This window comes from Streptomyces sp. NPDC001100, from assembly GCF_053598575.1.
This window is the reverse complement of the sequence record NZ_JBSFKO010000004.1, coordinates 284066-304365: the sequence shown is the minus strand read 5'-3', so window position 1 is coordinate 304365 and position 20300 is coordinate 284066. Positions and strand designations below refer to the sequence as shown.

Sequence of the window (20300 nt, the reverse complement as noted above, 5' to 3'; positions counted from 1 at the left end):
GGGGAGGCGCTTCGGCCGCAGCCGGGCTCGCGTTCGTGGCGGGCCGGGGACCGCTTCGGCGAGGAGTGCCGCAGGAGCCTGTCGGAGGAGGTGGCTCCTGTGGTCAGCCTTGGAGCAGGGTCGGTGCCGACAGGCTGAGGGGAGGCGCTTCGGCCGCAGCCGGGCTCGCGTTCGTGGCGGGCCGGGGACCGCTCCGGCGAGGAGTGCCGCAGGAGCCTGTCGGAGGAGGTGACTCCTGTGGTCAGCCCTGGAGCAGGGTCGGTGCCGACAGGCTGGGGGCGGAGTTGTACGACGAGGTCGAGTCGGAGTCCTTCTGGTTCTTCTCGTGCTCGTAGGTCGCGAAGCCGATACCCAGCAGGGCGATCACGGCGAGGCCGAGGATGATGCCGACGATGCCCGTGATCATGCCCGCCTGGGCTTGACCCCGGTTCGTGGCCTGGCCCCGGTCGGCCCGCTTCCTGCCCTTGACGCCGAGGACGACGGCGATGATGCCGAGGACCAGGGAGACGATGCCGTAGATGCAGAACAGGCAGCAGGACAGGATGCCCAGCACCAGGGCCACGGTGCCCAGGTTGTTCTGCGGGGCCATCTGCATACCGGGCCAGCCGTAGCCCTGCGGGTAACCGGGGTAGCCGTAGCCGCCGGGCATTCCGGGGGCGCCGGGCATGCCGGGTCCGGCGGGGGCGTTGGGCGGGCCGTAACCGGGGGTGCCGTAGCTGGGGAGGCCGGGGGGTGTGCCGGGGTGACCTGGGGGTGTACCGGGCTGGCCGTAGCCGGGGACTCCGGAAGCGGGCGGGACTCCCGGTGCGCCGGAAGCAGGGGGCGTTCCGGGCGTGCCGGAGGCGGGCGGGGCGAAGCCGGCGGACGGGAGGGCCGTCATCGTGGGCTGGTAGTGCAGGGACGTCGACTGCGGCGGAGGCTGCTGGGACTGGGCAGCGGCGGAAGGCTGGTCCTGCGGGGGCGGCTGCTGGCCGGGGGCGGCAGGGTAGGGCTGTGGTCCGAGGGCAGGTGGCTGCGCGCGCTTGTCCAGTGACGGCCTGCTCTCCGGGGGTGCCCACGGGTCGTCGTTCGCTCCCGCGTCGCCGTCCGGCTGTGTCTGGTCCCCCATGTCCTGTCCCCGTCCCCGTCGGTCGACCGTCAGGCGGACCATGTTAGGGCGTGCATGCGACGGTTCCGTCATACGGACGACACCACAGGTCCCGACCGGGCGCCGCGCGATCAGCCGCACGCCGGCCGGGGGCCCACGTCACGGACAACCCTCAACGGTCCGGTCCGGTCCGGAACGGCACGACCAGTTGCCCGCCACCAGCCCGCCGCACACCGCGAACGGCGCCACCGATACCGACCGGGCGCCGCGCGATCAGCCCGCACCGGCCACCCACCGCCGACCGGCACCCCACCAACCCCACCCCACCTCACCTCCTCCCTCGCCCTCTCCCCCGCCCCCTCCCACCCCGGCCTACGATGATCCCGAGTCATCGATCAGCCGATCACCCGCGTCCCGTACGGCACTGCCCGGGGCGCCGTTCCGGGGAGGAACCTTGTCCGACCACAGCGCCGTACCCGCCGGCGGTCAGGCCCGCGAGCTGCACGCCTTCATCGCCGGGCTGCCCAAGGCCGAGCTGCATGTTCATCACGTCGGCTCCGCCTCCCCGCGGATCGTCTCGGAGTTGGCCGCCCGGCACTCCGACTCCACGGTGCCCACCGACCCCGAGGCCCTGGCCGACTACTTCAGCTTCACGGACTTCGCGCACTTCATCGACGTGTATCTGTCCGTGGTCGACCTCGTCCGGACGCCGGAAGACGTGCGGCTGCTGACGTTCGAAATCGCCCGGGACATGGCCCGGCAGCAGGTGCGGTACGCCGAACTGACCATCACGCCGTTCTCGTCGACCCGGCGCGGGATCGACGAGCGGGCGTTCATGGACGCGATCGAGGACGCCCGCAAGGCGGCCGAGGCCGAGTTCGGGACCGTGCTGCGGTGGTGCTTCGACATTCCCGGTGAGGCCGGGCTGGTGTCGGCGGAGGAGACCGTGCGGATGGCCACCGACGACCGGCTGCGCCCGGAGGGGCTGGTGTCGTTCGGGCTCGGCGGGCCGGAGATCGGGGTACCCCGGCCGCAGTTCAAGCCGTACTTCGACCAAGCCGTCGCGGCCGGCCTGCACTCCGTGCCGCACGCAGGAGAGACCACCGGGCCCGAGACGGTGTGGGACGCGATCAACGACCTGCGCGCCGAACGCATCGGACACGGCACCAGTTCCGCGCAGGACCCCAAGCTGCTCGCCCATCTCGCCGAGCACCGCATCGCGCTGGAGGTGTGCCCGACCTCCAACATCGCCACCCGCGCGGTCCGCACGCTCGACGAGCACCCCATCAAGGAGTTCACCCGGGCAGGGGTCCTCGTGACGATCAACTCCGACGACCCGCCGATGTTCGGCACCGACCTGAACAACGAGTACGCGGTCGCCGCCCGCCTCCTCGACCTCGACGAGCGCGGGGTCGCCGACCTCGCGAAGAACGCCGTGGCGGCCTCCTTCCTCGACGCGGCCGGCAAGGCCCGCATCAACGACGAGATCGACACCTACACCACGGCGTGGCTCGCGCCCTGACGGCCGGCGCTCCCGCGCCAACCAGCACAATGAGCCCATGGAGAACGTGACCGCCGTGGGCCATCGCGGCGACCCCTACCGTGCCCGTGAGAACACCGTCGACTCACTGCGTTCCGCGCTCGAACAGGGCGCGGACGCCGTCGAGTTCGACGTACGAGTGACCCGTGACGGCGTGCCCGTGCTGCTGCACGACGAGACGCTGCGGCGGCTGTGGGAAGTGGACCGGCCGCTGAAGTCGCTGTCGGTGGACGAGGTGCGCGGGCTCACGGACGGCGGGGTGCCGACGCTGGTGGAGGCGCTGGCCGCGACCGAGGGCAGCCGGGTGATGGTCGACCTGCCCGGCGCGGCCGATGCGCGGGCCGCCCGCCGGATCGTGGAGGTGATCCGCGAGTACGGAGCGGACGACCGGGCGTACTACTGCGCGGGCGCCGACTCGATGCTCGCCGTGCGCGCGGCCGACCCGTCCGCCGAGATCGCCCTCACCTGGACCTCGCTCGCGCCGCCGCGCCCCGCGGTGCTGGAGGCGGTACGGCCGCGCTGGCTCAACTACCGCTTCACGCTGGTCGACCGGGACCTCGTCGCCCGCGTCCACGGCGACGGCTACCTCCTGTCGGTCTGGACCCCCGACACCCGGCGCTCGATGCGCCGGCTGCTCGACCTGGGCGTCGACTCCATCACCACCAACCGCGTCGGCGTGCTGTGCGGGCTCAGGAAGAAGGGGTGAGGGCGGTGGCCGGGGCTCGCGGTCCCGCGAACTCCCCCGGCGGGGCGATGGATTGAGCGTCCACCCCCTCCCCCACCCACAACCGGATGAGCAGCGCCGCGGTCGCCTCCAGTAGCTGGGCCCCCTGGTCCAACTCCCCCGCCACGAAGGGTTCGCAGCCCACGTCCCGCACCAACTGCCCTACGACCGCGAGGGCTTCCTCCTTGTCGCCGCTCAGGGGGACGCCCAGAGGGCGGCCGTCGAACACCGGGGGTGTCAGGCGCCAGACGTCCTCGTGGCAGAGGTTGAAGGCCTTGACGACGTGGGCCTCGGGGCCCGCGGCGGTGGCGAGTTGTACGGCGGCGGAGGGGGCGCCCGCGGTGAGCAGACGGAAGCCTTCGCCGACGGGGTTGGTGCAGTCGATCACCACACGTCCTGCGAGCGGGAGTTGGCCGGCGATCTCGACGGCCGCCCGCCACGGGAGTGCCATCAGTACGGCGTCGGTGCCGAAGTCGGCGGCCTGGTGGAGGGTGCCGTGGTCGCCGCCCCAGCGGCGCGCGAGAGCTTCCGCCCGCGCCAAGTCCCGTCCGCCGAACAGTACTTCGTGTCCGGACCGGCGCCACTGCGCGCCGAGCGCGTCCGCCATTCCGCCTGTGCCGAGGATTCCTATGCGCATGGCACGACAGTAGGAAGCGGCTCGGGCACCATGTGGTACGTGACCTCCGAACCCGTGTTTCTCGCCGACTGCCGGGCCCGGCTCGCCTTCGACCTGCTGGGCAACACCTGGAACTGTGTGGTGCTGTGGGCGCTGCGGCACGGTCCGCGGCGGCCGGGCGAGTTGCGTGGGCGGATCGGCGGGATCAGCCAGAAGGTGCTGACCGAGACCTTGCGGCGGCTGGAGTTCAACGGGCTGGTGGCACGGCGGTCCTACGGCGGTTCGCCCCCGCGGGTGGAGTACGAACTCACCGCGCTGGGGCGGACGTTGCTCGAACCGATCGACGCGTTCGGGGTGTGGGCGTTCGAGCACGGGGACGAGGTCATGGCCGCGCAGGACGCCTCCGTGCGGGACGGTCAGACCCGGGAGGCCTGAGTCACGGTCGCCGGGTCGGCCGGGGTGGTGCGGGTGACGTACTGGGGTACCGGGGCGTCGTTCTTTCCGGTGTCGCGGGTCAGACCGTAGCGGGTCGCGCCCTGGGCGGGGCCGGTGGTGATGTCCTGCTCCGCGGCGTGCCAGGTGGTGGGGAAGACGTTCAGCCCGTAGTCGGCGCCGCGTTCGTTGACGGTGAGGGTGACGCTGCCGTCGACGTAGAAGTACTCGTTCTGCCACATCTGTTGGGTGCCGGTGGGCAGGACGTCGTAGCCGGTGGTCTTGTCGCCCATGCCGGTGGCGGTGGGGTCGGTGGTGCTGACCGGGTCGTCCATGCGCCGGCCGCCGCCCGAGGCGACGTGGAAGAGCTCGCCCTTCAGCGCGGTCCAACTCGGCATGACCAGCGCGCCGGAGCGGTACTGCGGTGAGACCTGCCAGCGGACGAGGACGTAACCCTGGCCGCTGAGCGTCACGTTGTCCCCGCGGTGGTTCATGGTGGCGTGCGCGCCGCCGGTGCTGGTGAGGCCGGAGGCCGGGCGGTGCGGGAGGGACGCGGGCGGGGTGTCGGGGTTCGGGGCCCGGTCCACGGCGTCGACGACCGAGCCGTACGGTCCGGTCGTCGTCTTCGGGGAGGAAGGGGACGGGGAGGGGGAGCTTGACCGCGAGGGTGCCGCGGCGGCGGACGAGGTGGGGACGGTACCGGCCGTCACTGTAGGAGCGTGGGCCTTCGGCGGTGGGTCGTCCGGGGTGTGGGTGACGACGTACACGCCGCCGGCGGCGATCGTGGCACCGGCTGCCACGGCGACGGCCGGTTTGGTCAGCACCCCCAGCAACTTGGCCGACCACCCGGCGGGCGTACCGGCGGAACCGGCGGCCCCTGCGGCACCCGAAACTCCGGCCGTGCCCGCCGAACCCGCTGCCCCGGACCCGTGCACCGCACCGGCCGCACTCACGGCCCCGCCCGCACCCACGGACCCGCCCGCACCAGCCGCCCCCGCTGTACCAGCAGACCCGCTCACCCCGCCCATCCCACTCGCCCCCGCCGCGAAAGCCGCCCCCGCCAACCCCGTCGCAGCCGCCGCCGTCTTCGCGCCGAAGGCCAGGGACAGGGTGAAGCCGAGGGGGAGGGGGACCAGGGCGATGCCGACGAGGAGGCGTTCCGCGGGTACGACGGACTCGCGGGGGTCGCCGCAGTAGGTGCAGCCTCGCAGGTGGCGGGCGACGCGTTTGCGCCAGACCGAGTCCTGGCGGCCGTCCCAGCGGGCGGTGACCTCGCGGAGTTCGGGGCAGGCGCCGTCGAGGGCGCGGACAATGGCCCGGGCGGTCTCCAGGCGTTCCTTCATGCGCTGGACGCGGACCGCCGCGTGCTGGCGGCTGATGCCGACGGCCGACGCCAGTTCGCGGCGGGTGAGTTCGCCGCCGACCTCCAGCCACCACAGGGAGAGGAGTTGGCGGTCCTCGTCGTCGAGCCAGCGGACGGCTTCCGCGACCTCACGCCGCTGGCCCTCCAACTGGAGCCGGAGAACGGTCAGTTCGGCGAAGTCGGCGGCGTCGCCCGGCAGTCCGTCCGGGAGTTGGTCGGGGGACCTGCGGCGGCGCGCCCGGTCCCGGATCTGGCGCATGGCGATCGCGACCAGCCAGGACCGGAAGCTGTCGGGGTCGCGGAGCGAGCCGAGGTGGTCGACGGCGCGGAGCATCGTCTCCTGGACCACGTCGTCCACGTCCGCATGGCCGTTGAGGGCGCGGCCGACCACGTTGTAGACCAACGGCAGCCAGCCCGCGACCAGTTCGTCCAGCGCCCGCCGGTCACCGGCCTGCGCCGCCTCGATGGTGGAGTGCCACTGCCGTCCGTCCCCGTCCATGTCGCCTCTCACCCTCCCCGCTGTCACTTCGTGTACGCCGGTGTCACTTGCTGTACAGCAGCGTCCCGAAGCCGAGTTGGTCGTAGCCGCCGCTGTTGGGCCCGTAGTCGCCGCCACCGCCCTCCGCACGCACCTTCTCAGCCATGAGGGTGATGAACGGGGTGGTCAGACGGCGCCGACGGGCGTAGTGGTTGTGCAGAATCTCCCAAACCGGGCGAACGGTTCCCCGGGCTATGTCGGAGATCACAGGCTGCTCCATGGAGCGTCCGGCGCCCTGGCCACTGCGCCAGGTGTACGTCGTGAAGGGCACGGCCGCGCCGAGGTTGTACTTGGCGACGTACTCGGCGGCCTTCATGAACCGGTTGTCGAGGTAGCCGTAGAGGTCGACGCCCTGGTTCCAGGCCATCTCGCAGATCGCGCCCATGAGGCCCATGCCCATCATGGTGTGGCCCTGGTCGCGGCCGCTCTCCTGCCACTGGGCGAGGTTCTGGCCGCTGTAGACGAACGGGATGGCGTGCTTGAACGAGCCGTTGCCCGCGCCGGACTTCATATAGGTCACCGCGCGTTCGAAGGTGGCGCGGTCGTCGCACAGGATGCCGGTCGCCATGAGGGAGGCGACGTTGCACAGGTCCCAGTTCGCCCAGTAGTTGGTGATGTTGGCGGTGTTGTGGTGGGTGAGGAAGTCGGTGTTCATCGGCGTGAAGACGGTGCGCAGCATCTTCTTGAAGCGGGCGAACTCGAAGTCGGGGTGGTCACGGACGAGTTCGGCCGCGTTGGCGAACTGGTAGCCGTAGATGCCGGATGCCAGGAAGCGGTCGGCGTTGCCGTTGACCGAAGTGAGGGTGGCGGACCAGGCGTTGAGGACGGCGACGGCCGTGTCGCCGTTGGCCTTGGTGCCGCCGATCTGCCGGCGCAGGGCGTTCTGGTAGGCGGCGTGGATGTCGTTGTAGAGGATGCCGTAGTTCTGGCCGGTGCCGCCGCGGACGACGACGGCCTGCGGGCGGGGCTGCCAGGTGCTCGCGGAGTGTGGATTGTTGGTCAGCCGCGTCCAGCCCTTCAGCCAGGGGTCCTTGTGGGCGGCGATCCGGACCTTGGCGCGGTGCAGGTCACCGGCGTTGTGCAGCATGCCCGGATGGACGAAGGCCTCCGGCCGGGCGGTGGCGGTGCCGATGGCCGTGCCGGGCTGCGCGGCGTCCGCGCCGCCTCCGGAGAACGCGGCGATCCCGCCGCCGACGACGCCCGCCGCCGCGACTCCGCCGCCGAGCGTGAACAGGCCCCGGCGGGTGAGGCGGTGCTTGTTGGCGGGCTTGCGGGCGCCGGTCGGCTTGGCTGCGCCGCCGGTCGGCTCGGATGCGTTCGTTGCCATGGGCGTGGCTCCGGTGCGTGAGGGAACGGGGGACGCAGAGGGAGACGGGGTGAAGACTTCGGCGATAACAGTTTTTGCGGCGGGGAGTTGGATCCCGTAGGGGGCAACCCCGGTAAACCCCTTGTTCCGCAAGGGAGTTGGTACGGGTGACTCCAGGGGTGGGTGCCCTTCTCGCCGACGATCCGCGGCGGGCCGGATGCGATGAGGCTGATCACCGACAGCCACCGGAGAACTCAGGAGCAGCCGATGCGCACCCGCCGTCGCACCACCGTCCTCACCGCCTCGCTCGTCCTCGCCCTCGCGGCCGGGCCGCTGGCCGCACCCGCGTTCGCCGCGTCCCCCGCACCCTCAACCGCCGTACGGGGAACGGCCGGTCCGGACGCCGAGGCACTGCGGTCCGCGCTCGCCGGGCTGCCGGACGCGGATGCCACGGCGGCTCTCGTGCGGGTGGGAGGGACGGACGGGAGCTGGCGCGGGAGTGCCGGGGTGCACGATCTGGAGAGCGGCGCCGCCGCGGATCCCGACGCCCGTTTCCGGGCCGGTTCGACGACGAAGGTGGTGACGGCGGCGACCGTGCTGCGGCTGGCGGCGCAGGGGAGGGTCGACCTGGACACACCGGTCCAGCACTACCTCCCGGGACTGCTCACGAAGGCCTTCGAGCCCATATCCGTACGGCAGTTGCTGAACCACACCAGTGGCGTCCAGGCCGGCGACGGCTTCGGGGACGCCTTCGAGGACCAGTACGCGCACCGCTTCGACACGCTCAGGCCCCGGCAGGTCGTCGCGTCGGCGGTGGCGAAGGGGCCGGAGTTCCGGCCGGGCACGCAGCAGGACTACCTCAACATCAACTACACGATCCTCGGCCTGCTGATCGAGAAGGTGACGGGACACTCGTACGCCTCGGAGGCCACGCGGCTCGTGCTGCGCCCGGCGGGTATGCGGGACACGTACTTCCCCGGCACCGACCCGCGCATCCGGGGCCCGCACAACCACGGCTACCAGGTGGTCCAACGGGCCGACGGCACAACGGAGTTCGTCGACGTCACCGACTGGAACCAGGCGGACCGGTGGGCGGCCGGCGACATGATCTCGACGACCGCCGACCTGGAACGGCTGATCACGGCGCTGTTCCGGGGGCGGATCGTGCCGGGGCCCCGGCTGAAGGAGATGTTCACGGTCCCGGCCGGCATCGAGGGCGCCAGTTACAGCGCCGGGCTCCAGCGTTTCGAGTACGGCGGCAAGGTGTACTGGCTCAAGTCCGGCGCCCGGTACGGCTACAGCACGGTCGTCCTCGCCACCCGCGACCTGTCCCGCACCCTCGTCTACTCCGTCGACTCGACGGACGCCAAGGGCGAGTCGATGAACGCGGTCGCGATGCGGATCGCACTGGCGGCGCTCAAGTAGCCAGCCCCGGGGCGGAAGTTGGCGCGAGTACCGCTTCCAGCCGCTTGATCTTCTTCCGTACGACGTACAGCGGGACGATCCCGACGACGCCGAAGGACATGTCGATCACCGTCCACCAGAGGGGAATTCCGCGGATCGGTCCGCAGATCAGAGCGAGCGGAACGATTCCGGCGCAGGCGATCATCCCGAACTCGACGACCCAGATGTTGCGGACCGGGTCGCGGTAGGGGCCGTAGAAGGCGACCGCGATGACGAGGTGTGCGAAGGCCAGCCAGTCCGTGCCGTAGAGGAGGAAGGGGTAGTCGGTGTCGGCGGTGTCGAGTCCCTGGCGTACGCGCTCGATCCAGTCCGCGAGGGCGGGCAGGTAGTGCGGTACGGACAGGGACTCCAACACGTCCTCGGTCCAGCGGAGTTCGTGGACCAGCGGGAAGGCGGTGGCGCCGCTGAGCACCAGACAGACGACGAACAGGGCAAGCCAGACGCGGATGCCCTTCAGGAGGGCGGCTCTGTCGTTCATGGCGGCAGCCTACGCCCACAATTGAACGCGTTCAAAACAATCGACGGCTCGCTCCTCCGTCACCATTCGTCCCGGTGCAGCACCTCCCCGCGAGGGATCCGGCGGGCCGGACGGAAATCCGTGCCGAGGCCTCGGGCGCGGGCGCGGGCGGCGAGCATGAAGCTCCAGACTGCCGGGAGGACGGATCCCCAGGTGCTCGCCCGGTGGAGTACGGGGGCGGCGGCGTACGGGATGCCGAGCCAGGCGTCGTATCCGGTCTGGGCCTGTCCCTTCACCTTGCCGGAGGCGGTGGGGACCACCAGCGATGTGCTTCGCGAACTCCCTTGTGCGGGAGGGGACTTCAGCGCGTGGACGGCGACCGGGGACAGAAGCCCGGGGCCGAGCACGCTCACGGTTGTCAGGATGGTGCGGACTCTGCTGTGGGGTGTCGCCGTCCTTCCCATGACTCACTTGTGTAACCGCTCGGCAATATTGTCAGCAAGATGCGCGACAGCATCGGCTGCAATTGCCCCTGTGAGCCCGGGAGTTACCGCGTGCGGGTCGGTACGGCCGAGGGGGCGACGTTCCGGGACGTGGGTGAGGCCGGTGCCGACGAGGGTGCCGATGCCGATGCCGTGGGGATCCTGGACGGTTCCGTGGTGGGGGCGCTCGTGCTGCTCGGGTCCGCGCTGGGAGTGGATGCCTGGGTGGCGGGCGGGGTGGCGGGCGGGGTGGGCGGAGTCGTAGGACTGCTGCTCACGGGGGGCGGGGCGAGCGGGACCGTGGGGGTCACGGGTGAGTCGTGGTGGGCCAGGCGGAACGGGAGGGCGGCGAGGACGAGGACCGCGCAGGTCGCGCCGGCGCCGGCCGCCGCTCGGAGCAGGCGGCGGCGGTTGGCGCCACGGCGGATCGACTCGTAGCGGCCGGGGGGCGGGCCCAGGTACTCGGCGGAGGAGGGCCGCAGGATGACCGTGAGGGGGTCGTCGAGGGCGAAGTCGGACTCCCGCCCCTCGTCCTCCTCGTCAAAGTGTGTGGTCAAGGCTTCTCCTCAGATGGGCTCGGAGCAGTTCGCGGGCCGCGTGGAGGTCGGCCTTGATGGTTCCTTCCTTGCGCCCGGTCAGCACGGACACCTCCCGGATCGGCATGTCAGCGTAGTAGTGCAGGAGGATCGGGACGCGCAGTCGTTCCGGCAGCGACTGGACGAGCAGCCGTACGGACGGGTCGGTCTGTTCGGTGGGCGGTCGTATCGCTTCCTCGGTGGTGGCGCGGCGCATTGCCCGGCGTTCGCGCTCCAGTTTGCGCCAGTGGTCCCGGACCAGGTTGGCGGCGGTCACGTAGAGGAAGCCGCGCGGTTCCGCGACCTTCGTCCAGCGGGCCCAGAGCCGGGTGAAGGCCTCGGAGGCGATCTCGTGGGCCGTCTCGTCGTCGTCGACGAGCCGGCGGCACCAGCCGGCGAGGCGCGGGTAGACGGCGGCGAACAGTTCGGACGCTGCCCTCTCGCGGGACCGTTTCAACATGCTCCGTAGGGGGTGGTGAGGTTCACGGAGGAAGACCCCGGACCGCCGTCGTGGGTTCCGGCGGTCCGGGATCCGGACCGGGTCAGGGGCTGGCGGCGGTCAGCACCGCGAAGACGATCACGTTGTCGAGGTAACCCGAACCGGTACGGGTTCCGCCGCAGGTGATGAGCCGCAGTTCGGGCCGGTTCACGTTCCCGTACACCTCGTCCGACGGGAAGTCGGCCTTGGCGACCGTCCGCACCTCGGTGACGGCGAACACGGCCGTCGTGCCGTTCTCCAGGACCACGTCGATACGGTTGCCCGCGCGCAGCCGCGCGAGGTGCCGGAAGACCCCGTCCCCGTACGCGCCGACCGTCACATGCCCGAGGATCACCGACGGCCCGGTCGCGCCGGGGGTCGGCGAGTACCGGTACCAGCCCGCCCGGTCGTGCGCCGTGATCGGCGGCACCTGCACGGTGCCGTCGGAGGCCAGCCCCAGCCGCATGACCGGGGTGTCGACCCCCATGGCCGGGACGCGCAGGGTGACCGGGACGGACCGCGCGAGGGCGTGCACCACCTTGGTGCCCGATCCCGCCGAAGGCGCGGGACTCCCCTGCTGCGAACTCCCTTGATTTGAAGGGGAGTTCGCGACCGAGGAGGTCCCGTTTCCGCCGCCGCAGCCGGTGAGCAGGGCCGCCGCCGAGGCCGTGACGAAGGCGCGCCTGGAGAGCGAGGTCATGCCCCGGTCGCCCTCCGGCGCCGTACGACGACGAAGGCACCGCCACCGACGACGACCGCGGCGGCTCCCCCGCCGATCAGCGTGGTCGACAGGTCGGACGACTTCGACACCGGCGCGACACCGGTGTCCGGGGCGCCGCGGGGAACGGTGGCGACCTGGCTCGGCGCCACGGTCGGTTCGGCGGAGGGCTCGGTGCTCGGGCTCCGGGTGGGGGCGGCGGTGGCGCTGGGGACCGGGGTCGGCGCCGTGGTGCCGGACGGTGCCGTGGTCGGCGCGGCGGTCGCGGCGCGGGTGGGGGCCGCGGATGCCCCGTGGGCGAACGCGGGCACGGTGCTCGCCAGTACGGCGCCGCACGCGAGTGCCATGGCGCTGAGGACAGTTCGGCGCATGAATCGCTCTCTCTCGTCTGTCGGCCCGCCGGGCCCGCCGGTGGTGCACCGGCGGGGCGGGTTACGGATCGAGCGGAGAGACGAGGCGGCGGGAGGGCGGGTTGTAAAGAGCGGGCAAAGTCCTGGAAGCGTACGGGACTTCACCCGCCGCGCCCGCCGTCCTGCGGGGCTCAGGCGTGGAGCGGGGCCAGGTCGACGTAGACGCGGAAGTCGTCGATGAGGCCGGTCTCGTCGATGTGCCACATGGTGACGGCGGGGACGGTGACGGTGTCGCCGGTCAGCCGGAAGTAGTCGACGGTCTCCTCGACGATGGCGTCGGCGCCGGTGTACCACTCACGGACGACGTTGTGGCGCAGCCCCTTGATGGTGCCGAAGAAGGCGCCGACACCGGCCGCTATCTCCTCGGGGCCGGTCATCGGCGCCGCGTTCCCGAAGCGCATCCGGCCCTGTAACGCGAACAGGCGGCTGAAGCCGACGGCGTCGGTCCCGTCGACCAGGGCGAAGACCCTGGCGGCGAATTCTGTGGGCACGGCGGGCTCCCTCGGGTCGAGACTCCGGTGACGGCACCGGCGGCCCGGTCCCTTCGTACGGCGTCGAGCCTAGTCGGCGCCGATCGGCCCCGATCCGCGCCGGAGCAAGGGAGTTGACCGCTTCACGCGGGCACGGTGGCCCGTTCGGTGGCGGGAGTGCCGCGGCGGTACACGTCCTTGAGGTAGAGGACGAGGGCGGCGCCGAGTACCCACACCGGAAGGATCACCAGGGCGCGGGTGAGGCCGTCGTTCTGGAAGCGGGACAGGCCCTGCATCGCGCGGACGCCGACCCCGACCGGCAGGATCTCGGAGAGCGGGCGCAGCCAGCCGGGGAGGTAGGCGGCCGGCATGATGCCGCCGCTGCTGCTGTTGCCGAGGATCAGCATGAGGATCGAGGCGAGGCTGACGCCGGCCGAGCCGAACAGTCGCAGCAGCACCATGGTCGTGCCGCCGACCGCCGCGCCCATCAGCGCGATGACCGTGACGAGCGGCAGGAAGGACCCGGGCAGCGCGCCGAAGCCGGTGTCCCCGGCGATGGTCGCGATCAGCAGTCCGCCGACGACGCCGAACAGGGCCAGGCTGGCCATCCTCCGGCGGTACTGGAGGCGGGGAGCGAGCTGGTAGGTGGTCATACCGAAGAGGTAGCCCGCGAGGACCAGGCCGAAGGCCGCGTAGAAGACGGAGAGGCCCCGGGTGTCACCGGCCGCGGCCGGGGCCACGTCCTCGACGGCGAGTTCGCGTTGCTCGGCGTGGGCGACGGAGCCGAAGGCGGTGGTCACGGTCGCGGTGACGGCGCCGCCGTTCGCGCTGCCGTAGAGGAGCCTGCCGTCGCCGAGGTAGGCGGCGTAGACCTTCCTGTCCTGTACGGCGTCGCGGGCGGCGGTCTCGTCGGGGTAGGTCTCGACGGTGAAGCCGCCCGGGGCGATGCGCTCCAGGTCCTGGGTCAGGTGGGCCTGTGCGGTGCCTATCTCCGTTGTGCCGACGCGGAGTTGGTGCGGGCGCGGGGCGTGGAAGGCGGCGAGGTAGACGCTGACGAACACGGTGCCGATCAGCAGCACGACCGCGACGGGGAGCAGGACGGCGCGGGTGTTTCCGGGACCGGGGGGCGGGTGGGCCACGTCCAGGGCGTGCTTGTGCGGGGGGCGGGGGGTGCCGGTGGCTCGGGGTGCGACTTGCTGGGACATCGGGAGCGGTCCTAGATTAGAAGGCAACTGATATTATTTGTACATCACAATCAGCTGCCTTACAAAGAGGTCCACCCTGTGAACCATCCCGACCGCCGCACCGGCTACGTCACCTGGCAGATCGGCCAGATCATGGCGGCCCGGATGGAGCGAGCCCTGCGCCCGCTCCGGCTGACCCTCGCCCAGCACCGGGCCCTGATGCAGGCCGTGCTCGACCCGGGGGTCTCCAGCGCGACCGCGGCACGGCGGGCGGCGATCACCCCGCAGTCCATGGGGACCGCGGTCAACGGGCTGGTCGAGCGGGGAATGCTGGAGCGCCGGACCACCCCCGGCGACCGGCGCACCCAACGCCTGCACGCCACCGAGGCCGGCGTCCGTCTCGCCGCCCAGGCCGCCGAGACGGTGGACGCGGCCCACGCGGAGGCGCTCCAGGCCCTGACACCGGCCGAGCAGGAACAGGCGCACGCGCTGCTGCTCAAGCTGCTGGCGTCACTGAATCCGTCGGCGCTGGAGGGCGGCGGCGCGGAGTAGCGGGGCCGCCGACGTCACCAACTCACTCAGGGGCAAGGAGTGATGATCTCCCAGTCCCTCGCGGGATCGCCGGTCAGCAGGTACTCGCTCAAGTACTGGTCCGTGTCCTCGTGGAGATCGTCCTCCAACTCCCAGACGGACTCGCATTCCGAGCACAGGAAGAACTTCCTGCCGGTGTCCTCGCGCTCGTAGCGGCGCACCCAGGCCCGGCCGCAGTGGGCGCAGGCAGCCTTTTCCATCAGTTCCAACTCCTCGGAAGGGCCCCTCGCTTCGCCGCGCGGCCACACGGCAGGACGCCCCCTACAACCCCACGATCTTGTTCCACTCCTTCGCGAACTCCACCCGTTCCGTCGACGTGATGTCCCGCGCGATGGCGAGGTGCTTGCGCATCGTGGCGTCGGGGAAGATCAGGGGGTTTTCGGCGAGGGCCGCGGTGTCCTTGTCCTTGGAGGAGGCCAGGACGTCCTGGGCGGCGGGGACGGGGCAGACGTAGTTGACCCAGGCGGCGAGTTCGGCGGCGACCTCGGGGTCGTAGTAGTAGTCGATCAGCCGTTCCGCGTTGGACTTGTGGCGGGCCAGGTCCGGGATCATCAGGGAGTCCGACCAGAGCTCGGCGCCCTCCTCGGGGACGACGAAGCGGATGTCCGGGTTGTCGGCCTGGAGCTGGATCACGTCGCCGGAGTACGCCTGACAGGCCAGGACGTCGCCGCTGACGAGGTCCTTGGTGTAGTCGTTGCCGGTGAACCGGCGTATCTGCTTCCTGCTGATCTGGGTCTGGACCTGGTCGCACACCTTGTGGAAGTCGGCCGCGGTCCACTTGGTGACGTCGACGCCGTTGCCCTGCATCAGCAGTGCGAACGCCTCGTCGAGGCCGGAGAGCAGGGTGACCCGGCCCTTGAGGTCGCTCGCCCACAGGTCGGAGACGTGCCGGATCTCGCGGCCGAGCTTGCGGTGGTTGTACGCGATGCCGGTGATGCCCGACTGCCACGGCACCGTGTAGCGGCGGCCCGGGTCGAACGCGGGCGAGCCGAGCTGCGGGTCGAGGTACTTCGCCACGTTGGGCTGCGCCGCCCGGTCCATCCGCTGGACCCAGCCGAGGCGGACGAACCGCGCGCACATCCAGTCGCTCATGACGATCAGGTCGCGGCCGGTCTGCTGGTGGTTCATGAGGGCCGGGCTGATCTTGCCGAAGAACTCGTCGTTGTCGTTGATCTCCTCGATGTAGTCGACGGAGATCCCGGTCTTCTTCTCGAAGGCGTCGAGCGTGGGCCGCTTGGTCGCGTCGTTGTCATCGGTGTCGATGTACAGCGGCCAGTTCGCCCAGGTCAGCCGCTTGTCCGTGGCGGACAGATCGGCACCGGCCCGGTCGCCCGCCTTCACATAGGCGGCGGGCACACCGCATCCGGCGAGGGCGCCGAGCGCGGCGGCAGAGCCGAGCGCCCGCACGAGGGAGCGGCGGGAGGGCGCGTACGGCTTCGGAGTCTTGGGCACCCGCGCAGCATGACGCGCCGACCCCGGTCCGATCAATGGACGCTGCGTCCAGCGGCCACCCGCGGACCCGACACCTTGTCGATCGGTTGTCTGCGAAGTAACCGCCAGTTCACACGCGAGGTGCGGGGTGCGCGACCCCGGCCGCCGCGGGGGCCGGACTCCGGTGCTCGGCCGGGGCGTACGGCGGGGCGTAAGGCGGGGCATACGGCGGCAGGCTCACCTCCACCACAAGCCCGCCCTACAGCCGGGTCCGCGCCCGCCCCCGCACCCGTCCGCCGTGCGCGGTGACGACCGCCGCCACGATGGACATGCCGAGTCCGAGCCCGAGGCCGTCCCGCTTGCCGACGCGCTCAGCGCCCCATCGCCGGAACGGCTGGAACAGTCCGGCGGCCTGGTCGGCCGGGACCACCGGCCCGCTGTTCTCGATCCGCAGCCCGGGCCGCCCCCGCGCGTCGAGCCCGGTCCACACGCTCACCCAACTCCCCTCCCCCGCCGGGATGTTGTGCCGCACGGCGTTGTCGGCGAGGTCGACGACCAGTCGCTCGAAGAGCTGCGGATCACCGAGGACGGGAGCGGGTTCGAGCCGCGCCCGCACGGACAGCTCCACACCCCGCAGCGGCCCCCGCACGACCGTCGCGAGATCCACGAACTCCCTTGTTCCGAGCCCCCGTTGACTGCGCGCGAGGGTCAACAGCGCGTCGATCAGCCGCTCCTGCTCCTGCCCGGCCGCCCGCACCCGGACCAGTGCCGCCCGCAGGACCCCCGGGAACTCCCGACCGTCCGGAGGGGGAACAGCGCGGCCCCGGACGGATCAACTCCCGTCCGGGGCCGCGCACTTACGCTCGTATCGACTACTCGCCCAGCGAGGTCATCACGTGCTTGATGCGCGTGTAGTCCTCGAAGCCGTAGGCCGAGAGGTCCTTGCCGTAGCCGGACTTCTTGAAGCCGCCGTGCGGCATCTCCGCGACCAGCGGGATGTGGGTGTTGATCCACACGCAGCCGAAGTCGAGGGCCTTAGACAGGCGCATCGCGCGGGCGTGGTCCTTGGTCCACACGGACGACGCGAGCGCGTAGTCGACGCCGTTGGCCCACTCGATCGCCTGGGCCTCGTCCGTGAACGACTGGACGGTGATGACCGGTCCGAAGACCTCGTTCTGGATGATCTCGTCGTCCTGCCTGAGACCGGAGACGACGGTCGGCGCGTAGAAGTACCCGACCTCTCCGACCCGGTGACCGCCCGACTCCACCTTCGCGTGCGCGGGCAGCCGCTCGATGAAGCCGGTCACCTGCTTGAGCTGGTTCGGGTTGTTGAGCGGGCCGTAGAGCACGTCCTCGTCGTCCGGCTGTCCGGTCTTCGTCTCGGCGGCCGCCTTGGCGAGCGCGGCCACGAACTCGTCGTGGATGCCCTCCTGGACCAGGACGCGGGTCGCCGCCGTACAGTCCTGGCCGGCGTTGAAGAAGCCCGCGACCGAGATGTCCTCGACGGCCTTGGCGATGTCGGTGTCCTCGAAGACGACGACGGGGGCCTTGCCGCCCAGCTCCAGGTGGACCCGCTTGAGGTCCTTGGACGCGGACTCGGCGACGGACATGCCGGCGCGCACGGAGCCGGTGATGGAGGCCATCGCCGGGGTGTGGTGCTCGACCATCAGGCGGCCGGTGTCGCGGTCGCCGGTGACGACGTTGAAGACGCCCTTGGGGAGGATCGAGCCGATGATCTCGGCGATCAGGACGGTGGAGGCGGGGGTGGTGTCCGAGGGCTTCAACACCACCGTGTTGCCGGCCGCCAGCGCCGGGGCGAACTTCCACACCGCCATCATCATCGGGTAGTTCCAGGGCGCGACCTGCGCGCAGACGCCGATCGGCTCGCGCCGGATGATGGAGGTCATGCCCTCCATGTACTCGCCGGCCGAACGGCCTTCGAGCATCCGGGCCGCGCCCGCGAAGAAGCGGATCTGGTCGACCATCGGCGGGATTTCCTCGGAGCGGGTCAGCCCGATCGGCTTGCCCGTGTTCTCCACCTCGGCCGCGATCAGTTCCTCGGCCCGCTCCTCGAACGCGTCCGCGATCTTCAGCAGGGCCCGCTGGCGCGCCGCGGGGGTCTCGTCCCGCCAGGCCGGGAAGGCCGCCGCGGCGGCCGCCATCGCGGCGTCCACGTCCGCCGCTCCGGACAGCGGGGCGGTGGCGTACGCCTCGCCGGTCGCCGGGTTGACCACCTCGGTGGTCCGTCCGTCGGCGGCGTCCCGGAACTCACCGTCGATGTAATTGCGCAGACGACGCAGCTCGGTGCTCACTGCCGGCCCTCCAAGTTCAGGTGTCCAATCACTGAGACACCCACCCTAATCGCCCGGCCCACGTTTTCAACACCCTTGGTCGCGCCAAGACTACGAAATCCGCAAGTCTCGACCTTGTAAACAACGAATTTCATCGAAGCGACCTTGCGGAACGGTCGAGACGTCGTGCACAGTGAAGCCGTGGCCAGTCGTAGCGCAGAACACAGGGACTCCCGCGAGTCCAGGAACGGGACTCCGCATCTGGATTCCGTCTCCCTCGCCATCATCGAGCAGCTCCAGGAGGACGGCCGCCGGCCGTACGCCGCGATCGGCAAGGCCGTCGGCCTCTCCGAGGCGGCCGTGCGTCAGCGCGTCCAGAAGCTGCTCGACCAGGGCGTCATGCAGATCGTCGCCGTCACGGACCCGCTCACCGTGGGCTTCCGCAGACAGGCGATGGTCGGTGTGAACGTCGAGGGCGATGTCGAGAACGTGGCGGACGCGCTGACGGCCATGCCGGAAGTGGAGTACGTGGTGATGACCGCGGGCTCGTACGACCTCCTCGCCGAGATCGTCTGCGAGGACGACGACCACCTGCTGGACGTCATCAACAAACGCATCCGGGCACTGCCCGGAGTGCGCTCCACCGAGAGCTTCGTTTATCTGAAGCTCAAGAAGCAGACCTACATGTGGGGAACCCGATAACCGTGAGCAAGGACCTCAGCCGCACCGCGTACGACCACCTGTGGATGCACTTCACCCGCATGTCCTCGTACGAGAACGCGCCCGTTCCCACGATCGTCCGTGGTGAGGGCACCTACATCTACGACGACAAGGGCAAGCGCTACCTCGACGGTCTCGCGGGTCTGTTCGTGGTCCAGGCCGGTCACGGCCGCGCCGAGCTGGCCGAGACCGCGGCCAAGCAGGCGCAGGAGCTGGCGTTCTTCCCCATCTGGTCGTACGCCCACCCGAAGGCCGTCGAGCTGGCGGAGCGTCTCGCGCACTACGCGCCCGGCGACCTGAACAAGGTCTTCTTCACCACCGGCGGCGGCGAGGCCGTCGAGACCGCCTGGAAGCTCGCCAAGCAGTACTTCAAGCTGCAGGGCAAGCACACCAAGTACAAGGTCATCTCGCGCGCGGTCGCCTACCACGGCACCCCGCAGGGCGCCCTGTCCATCACCGGCCTGCCGGCGCTGAAGGCCCCCTTCGAGCCCCTCGTGCCCGGTGCGCACAAGGTCCCGAACACCAACATCTACCGCGCCCCGCTCTTCGGCGACGACCCGGAGGCCTTCGGCCGCTGGGCCGCCGACCAGATCGAGCAGCAGATCCTGTTCGAGGGCCCGGAGACGGTCGCCGCGGTCTTCCTGGAGCCGGTGCAGAACGCCGGCGGCTGCTTCCCGCCCCCGCCCGGCTACTTCCAGCGGGTGCGCGAGATCTGCGACCAGTACGACGTACTCCTGGTCTCCGACGAGGTCATCTGCGCCTTCGGCCGCCTCGGCACGATGTTCGCCTGCGACAAGTTCGACTACGTCCCGGACATGATCACCTGCGCCAAGGGCATGACCTCGGGCTACTCCCCGATCGGCGCCTGCATCATCTCCGACCGCCTGGCCGAGCCGTTCTACAAGGGCGACAACACCTTCCTGCACGGCTACACCTTCGGCGGCCACCCGGTCTCCGCCGCGGTCGGCCTCGCCAACCTCGACATCTTCGAGCGCGAGGGCCTCAACCAGCACGTCCTCGACAACGAGGCCAACTTCCTGGGGACCCTGCAGAAGCTGCACGACCTCCCGATCGTCGGCGACGTCCGCGGCAACGGCTTCTTCTACGGCATCGAGCTCGTCAAGGACAAGGCCACCAAGGAGACCTTCACGGACGAGGAGTCGGAGCGCGTGCTCTACGGCTTCGTCTCCAAGAAGCTCTTCGAGTACGGCCTCTACTGCCGCGCTGACGACCGCGGTGACCCGGTCATCCAGCTGTCGCCGCCGCTGATCTCCGACCAGTCGACCTTCGACGAGATCGAGGGCATCGTCCGCCAGGTGCTGACGGAGGCCTGGACGAAGCTCTGATCGTTCCGATCGTTCCGAGGCTTCGATCGTTGCGAGGTTCGGATCTTCCTTCTGGATGATCAACACCGGCCCCGGCG

The 20300-nt window shown here is 70.7% G+C and carries 22 protein-coding genes and 1 pseudogene; 7 read left to right on the top strand and 16 right to left on the bottom strand.

Going from position 1 to position 20300, the window contains the following annotated elements; translation table 11 throughout:
• Positions 1 to 241: 241 nt before the first annotated feature.
• Positions 242 to 1108, bottom strand: coding sequence for a DUF4190 domain-containing protein (locus ACWDEW_RS07815; RefSeq protein ID WP_450510595.1), 867 nt, complete (start codon positions 1106 to 1108; stop codon positions 242 to 244).
• Between the two features lie 346 nt (positions 1109 to 1454).
• Here ACWDEW_RS07815 and ACWDEW_RS07810 point away from each other — a divergent pair.
• Together ACWDEW_RS07810 and ACWDEW_RS07805 are read left to right on the top strand one after the other, a co-directional pair.
• Positions 1455 to 2609 (top strand): annotated as a pseudogene (locus ACWDEW_RS07810) (adenosine deaminase); the annotation flags it as partial.
• 37 nt (positions 2610 to 2646) lie between these two features.
• Positions 2647 to 3333: a glycerophosphodiester phosphodiesterase gene (locus ACWDEW_RS07805; RefSeq protein WP_450510593.1), complete on the top strand. Its 687-nt coding sequence runs from the start codon at positions 2647 to 2649 to the stop codon at positions 3331 to 3333.
• Here ACWDEW_RS07805 and ACWDEW_RS07800 read toward each other — a convergent pair.
• The gene (locus tag ACWDEW_RS07800) at positions 3317 to 3988 is read right to left on the bottom strand and encodes an NADPH-dependent F420 reductase (protein ID WP_450510591.1); all 672 of its coding nucleotides are present in this window, start codon (positions 3986 to 3988) and stop codon (positions 3317 to 3319) included. The two genes, ACWDEW_RS07805 and ACWDEW_RS07800, sit on opposite strands and share 17 nt — an antisense overlap.
• Before the next feature lie 30 nt (positions 3989 to 4018).
• Here ACWDEW_RS07800 and ACWDEW_RS07795 point away from each other — a divergent pair, with 30 nt between their 5' ends.
• On the top strand, positions 4019 to 4402 hold the full coding sequence (locus ACWDEW_RS07795; RefSeq protein ID WP_450510589.1) for a winged helix-turn-helix transcriptional regulator: 384 nt from the start codon (positions 4019 to 4021) through the stop codon (positions 4400 to 4402).
• Here ACWDEW_RS07795 and ACWDEW_RS07790 read toward each other — a convergent pair.
• Together ACWDEW_RS07790 and ACWDEW_RS07785 are read right to left on the bottom strand one after the other, a co-directional pair.
• The gene (locus ACWDEW_RS07790) at positions 4384 to 6261 is read right to left on the bottom strand and encodes an RNA polymerase sigma factor (protein ID WP_450510587.1); all 1878 of its coding nucleotides are present in this window, start codon (positions 6259 to 6261) and stop codon (positions 4384 to 4386) included. The genes ACWDEW_RS07795 and ACWDEW_RS07790 overlap by 19 nt on opposite strands.
• Positions 6262 to 6304: 43 nt before the next feature.
• Positions 6305 to 7627 (bottom strand): alginate lyase family protein, encoded by a 1323-nt coding sequence (locus ACWDEW_RS07785; protein ID WP_450510586.1) that lies wholly within the window; start codon positions 7625 to 7627, stop codon positions 6305 to 6307.
• Positions 7628 to 7873: 246 nt separating this feature from the next.
• On the opposite strand from ACWDEW_RS07785, the gene ACWDEW_RS07780 reads away from it, so the two are divergent.
• Positions 7874 to 9031 (top strand): serine hydrolase domain-containing protein, encoded by a 1158-nt coding sequence (locus ACWDEW_RS07780; RefSeq protein WP_450510584.1) that lies wholly within the window; start codon positions 7874 to 7876, stop codon positions 9029 to 9031.
• Here the strand turns inward: ACWDEW_RS07780 and ACWDEW_RS07775 are convergent.
• From ACWDEW_RS07775 to ACWDEW_RS07740, 8 genes are all read right to left on the bottom strand, one after another.
• Positions 9024 to 9548, bottom strand: coding sequence for a hypothetical protein (locus ACWDEW_RS07775; RefSeq protein ID WP_450510582.1), 525 nt, complete (start codon positions 9546 to 9548; stop codon positions 9024 to 9026). The two genes, ACWDEW_RS07780 and ACWDEW_RS07775, sit on opposite strands and share 8 nt — an antisense overlap.
• A gap of 59 nt (positions 9549 to 9607) precedes the next feature.
• A complete protein-coding gene (locus tag ACWDEW_RS07770; protein WP_450510580.1) occupies positions 9608 to 9940 on the bottom strand; it encodes a hypothetical protein in 333 nt (110 codons plus the stop codon).
• A 134-nt stretch (positions 9941 to 10074) separates the two neighbouring features.
• On the bottom strand, positions 10075 to 10566 hold the full coding sequence (locus ACWDEW_RS07765) for a hypothetical protein (protein ID WP_450510578.1): 492 nt from the start codon (positions 10564 to 10566) through the stop codon (positions 10075 to 10077).
• Entirely contained in the window at positions 10550 to 11041 is a 492-nt protein-coding gene (locus ACWDEW_RS07760) for an RNA polymerase sigma factor (RefSeq protein WP_450510751.1), read from the bottom strand. The genes ACWDEW_RS07765 and ACWDEW_RS07760 overlap by 17 nt, the downstream gene beginning before the upstream one ends.
• 85 nt (positions 11042 to 11126) lie before the next feature.
• Positions 11127 to 11762 carry a class F sortase gene (locus ACWDEW_RS07755; protein ID WP_450510576.1) on the bottom strand — a complete coding sequence of 212 codons (636 nt, stop codon included), beginning with the start codon at positions 11760 to 11762 and terminating at the stop codon, positions 11127 to 11129.
• Positions 11759 to 12151 (bottom strand): sortase-dependent protein, encoded by a 393-nt coding sequence (locus tag ACWDEW_RS07750; RefSeq protein WP_450510574.1) that lies wholly within the window; start codon positions 12149 to 12151, stop codon positions 11759 to 11761. Before ACWDEW_RS07750 ends, ACWDEW_RS07755 begins: the two co-directional genes overlap by 4 nt.
• 170 nt (positions 12152 to 12321) lie before the next feature.
• Complete coding sequence (locus ACWDEW_RS07745; protein WP_450510572.1) at positions 12322 to 12681, bottom strand: nuclear transport factor 2 family protein; 360 nt, start codon at positions 12679 to 12681, stop codon at positions 12322 to 12324.
• A 122-nt stretch (positions 12682 to 12803) separates the two neighbouring features.
• Positions 12804 to 13865, bottom strand: coding sequence for an ABC transporter permease (locus ACWDEW_RS07740; RefSeq protein WP_450510570.1), 1062 nt, complete (start codon positions 13863 to 13865; stop codon positions 12804 to 12806).
• A gap of 78 nt (positions 13866 to 13943) precedes the next feature.
• Between ACWDEW_RS07740 and ACWDEW_RS07735 the strand changes: the two genes are divergently transcribed.
• Positions 13944 to 14396 carry a MarR family winged helix-turn-helix transcriptional regulator gene (locus ACWDEW_RS07735; RefSeq protein ID WP_399117263.1) on the top strand — a complete coding sequence of 151 codons (453 nt, stop codon included), beginning with the start codon at positions 13944 to 13946 and terminating at the stop codon, positions 14394 to 14396.
• A 26-nt stretch (positions 14397 to 14422) separates the two neighbouring features.
• Here the strand turns inward: ACWDEW_RS07735 and ACWDEW_RS07730 are convergent, their stop codons facing one another.
• From ACWDEW_RS07730 to ACWDEW_RS07715, 4 genes are all read right to left on the bottom strand, one after another.
• Positions 14423 to 14635 (bottom strand): hypothetical protein, encoded by a 213-nt coding sequence (locus ACWDEW_RS07730; RefSeq protein ID WP_450510568.1) that lies wholly within the window; start codon positions 14633 to 14635, stop codon positions 14423 to 14425.
• Positions 14636 to 14696: 61 nt separating this feature from the next.
• A complete protein-coding gene (locus ACWDEW_RS07725) occupies positions 14697 to 15887 on the bottom strand; it encodes a polyamine ABC transporter substrate-binding protein (RefSeq protein WP_450510566.1) in 1191 nt (396 codons plus the stop codon).
• A gap of 238 nt (positions 15888 to 16125) precedes the next feature.
• Positions 16126 to 16623 (bottom strand): sensor histidine kinase, encoded by a 498-nt coding sequence (locus tag ACWDEW_RS07720; RefSeq protein WP_450510564.1) that lies wholly within the window; start codon positions 16621 to 16623, stop codon positions 16126 to 16128.
• 115 nt (positions 16624 to 16738) lie between these two features.
• Positions 16739 to 18178: a gamma-aminobutyraldehyde dehydrogenase gene (locus ACWDEW_RS07715; RefSeq protein ID WP_450510562.1), complete on the bottom strand. Its 1440-nt coding sequence runs from the start codon at positions 18176 to 18178 to the stop codon at positions 16739 to 16741.
• Between the two features lie 165 nt (positions 18179 to 18343).
• Here ACWDEW_RS07715 and ACWDEW_RS07710 point away from each other — a divergent pair, with 165 nt between their 5' ends.
• Both ACWDEW_RS07710 and ACWDEW_RS07705 read left to right on the top strand, forming a co-directional pair.
• Positions 18344 to 18859, top strand: coding sequence for an Lrp/AsnC family transcriptional regulator (locus ACWDEW_RS07710; RefSeq protein ID WP_026178557.1), 516 nt, complete (start codon positions 18344 to 18346; stop codon positions 18857 to 18859).
• The gene (locus ACWDEW_RS07705) at positions 18844 to 20223 is read left to right on the top strand and encodes an aspartate aminotransferase family protein (protein WP_200716814.1); all 1380 of its coding nucleotides are present in this window, start codon (positions 18844 to 18846) and stop codon (positions 20221 to 20223) included. Before ACWDEW_RS07710 ends, ACWDEW_RS07705 begins: the two co-directional genes overlap by 16 nt.
• Positions 20224 to 20300 lie beyond the last annotated feature (77 nt).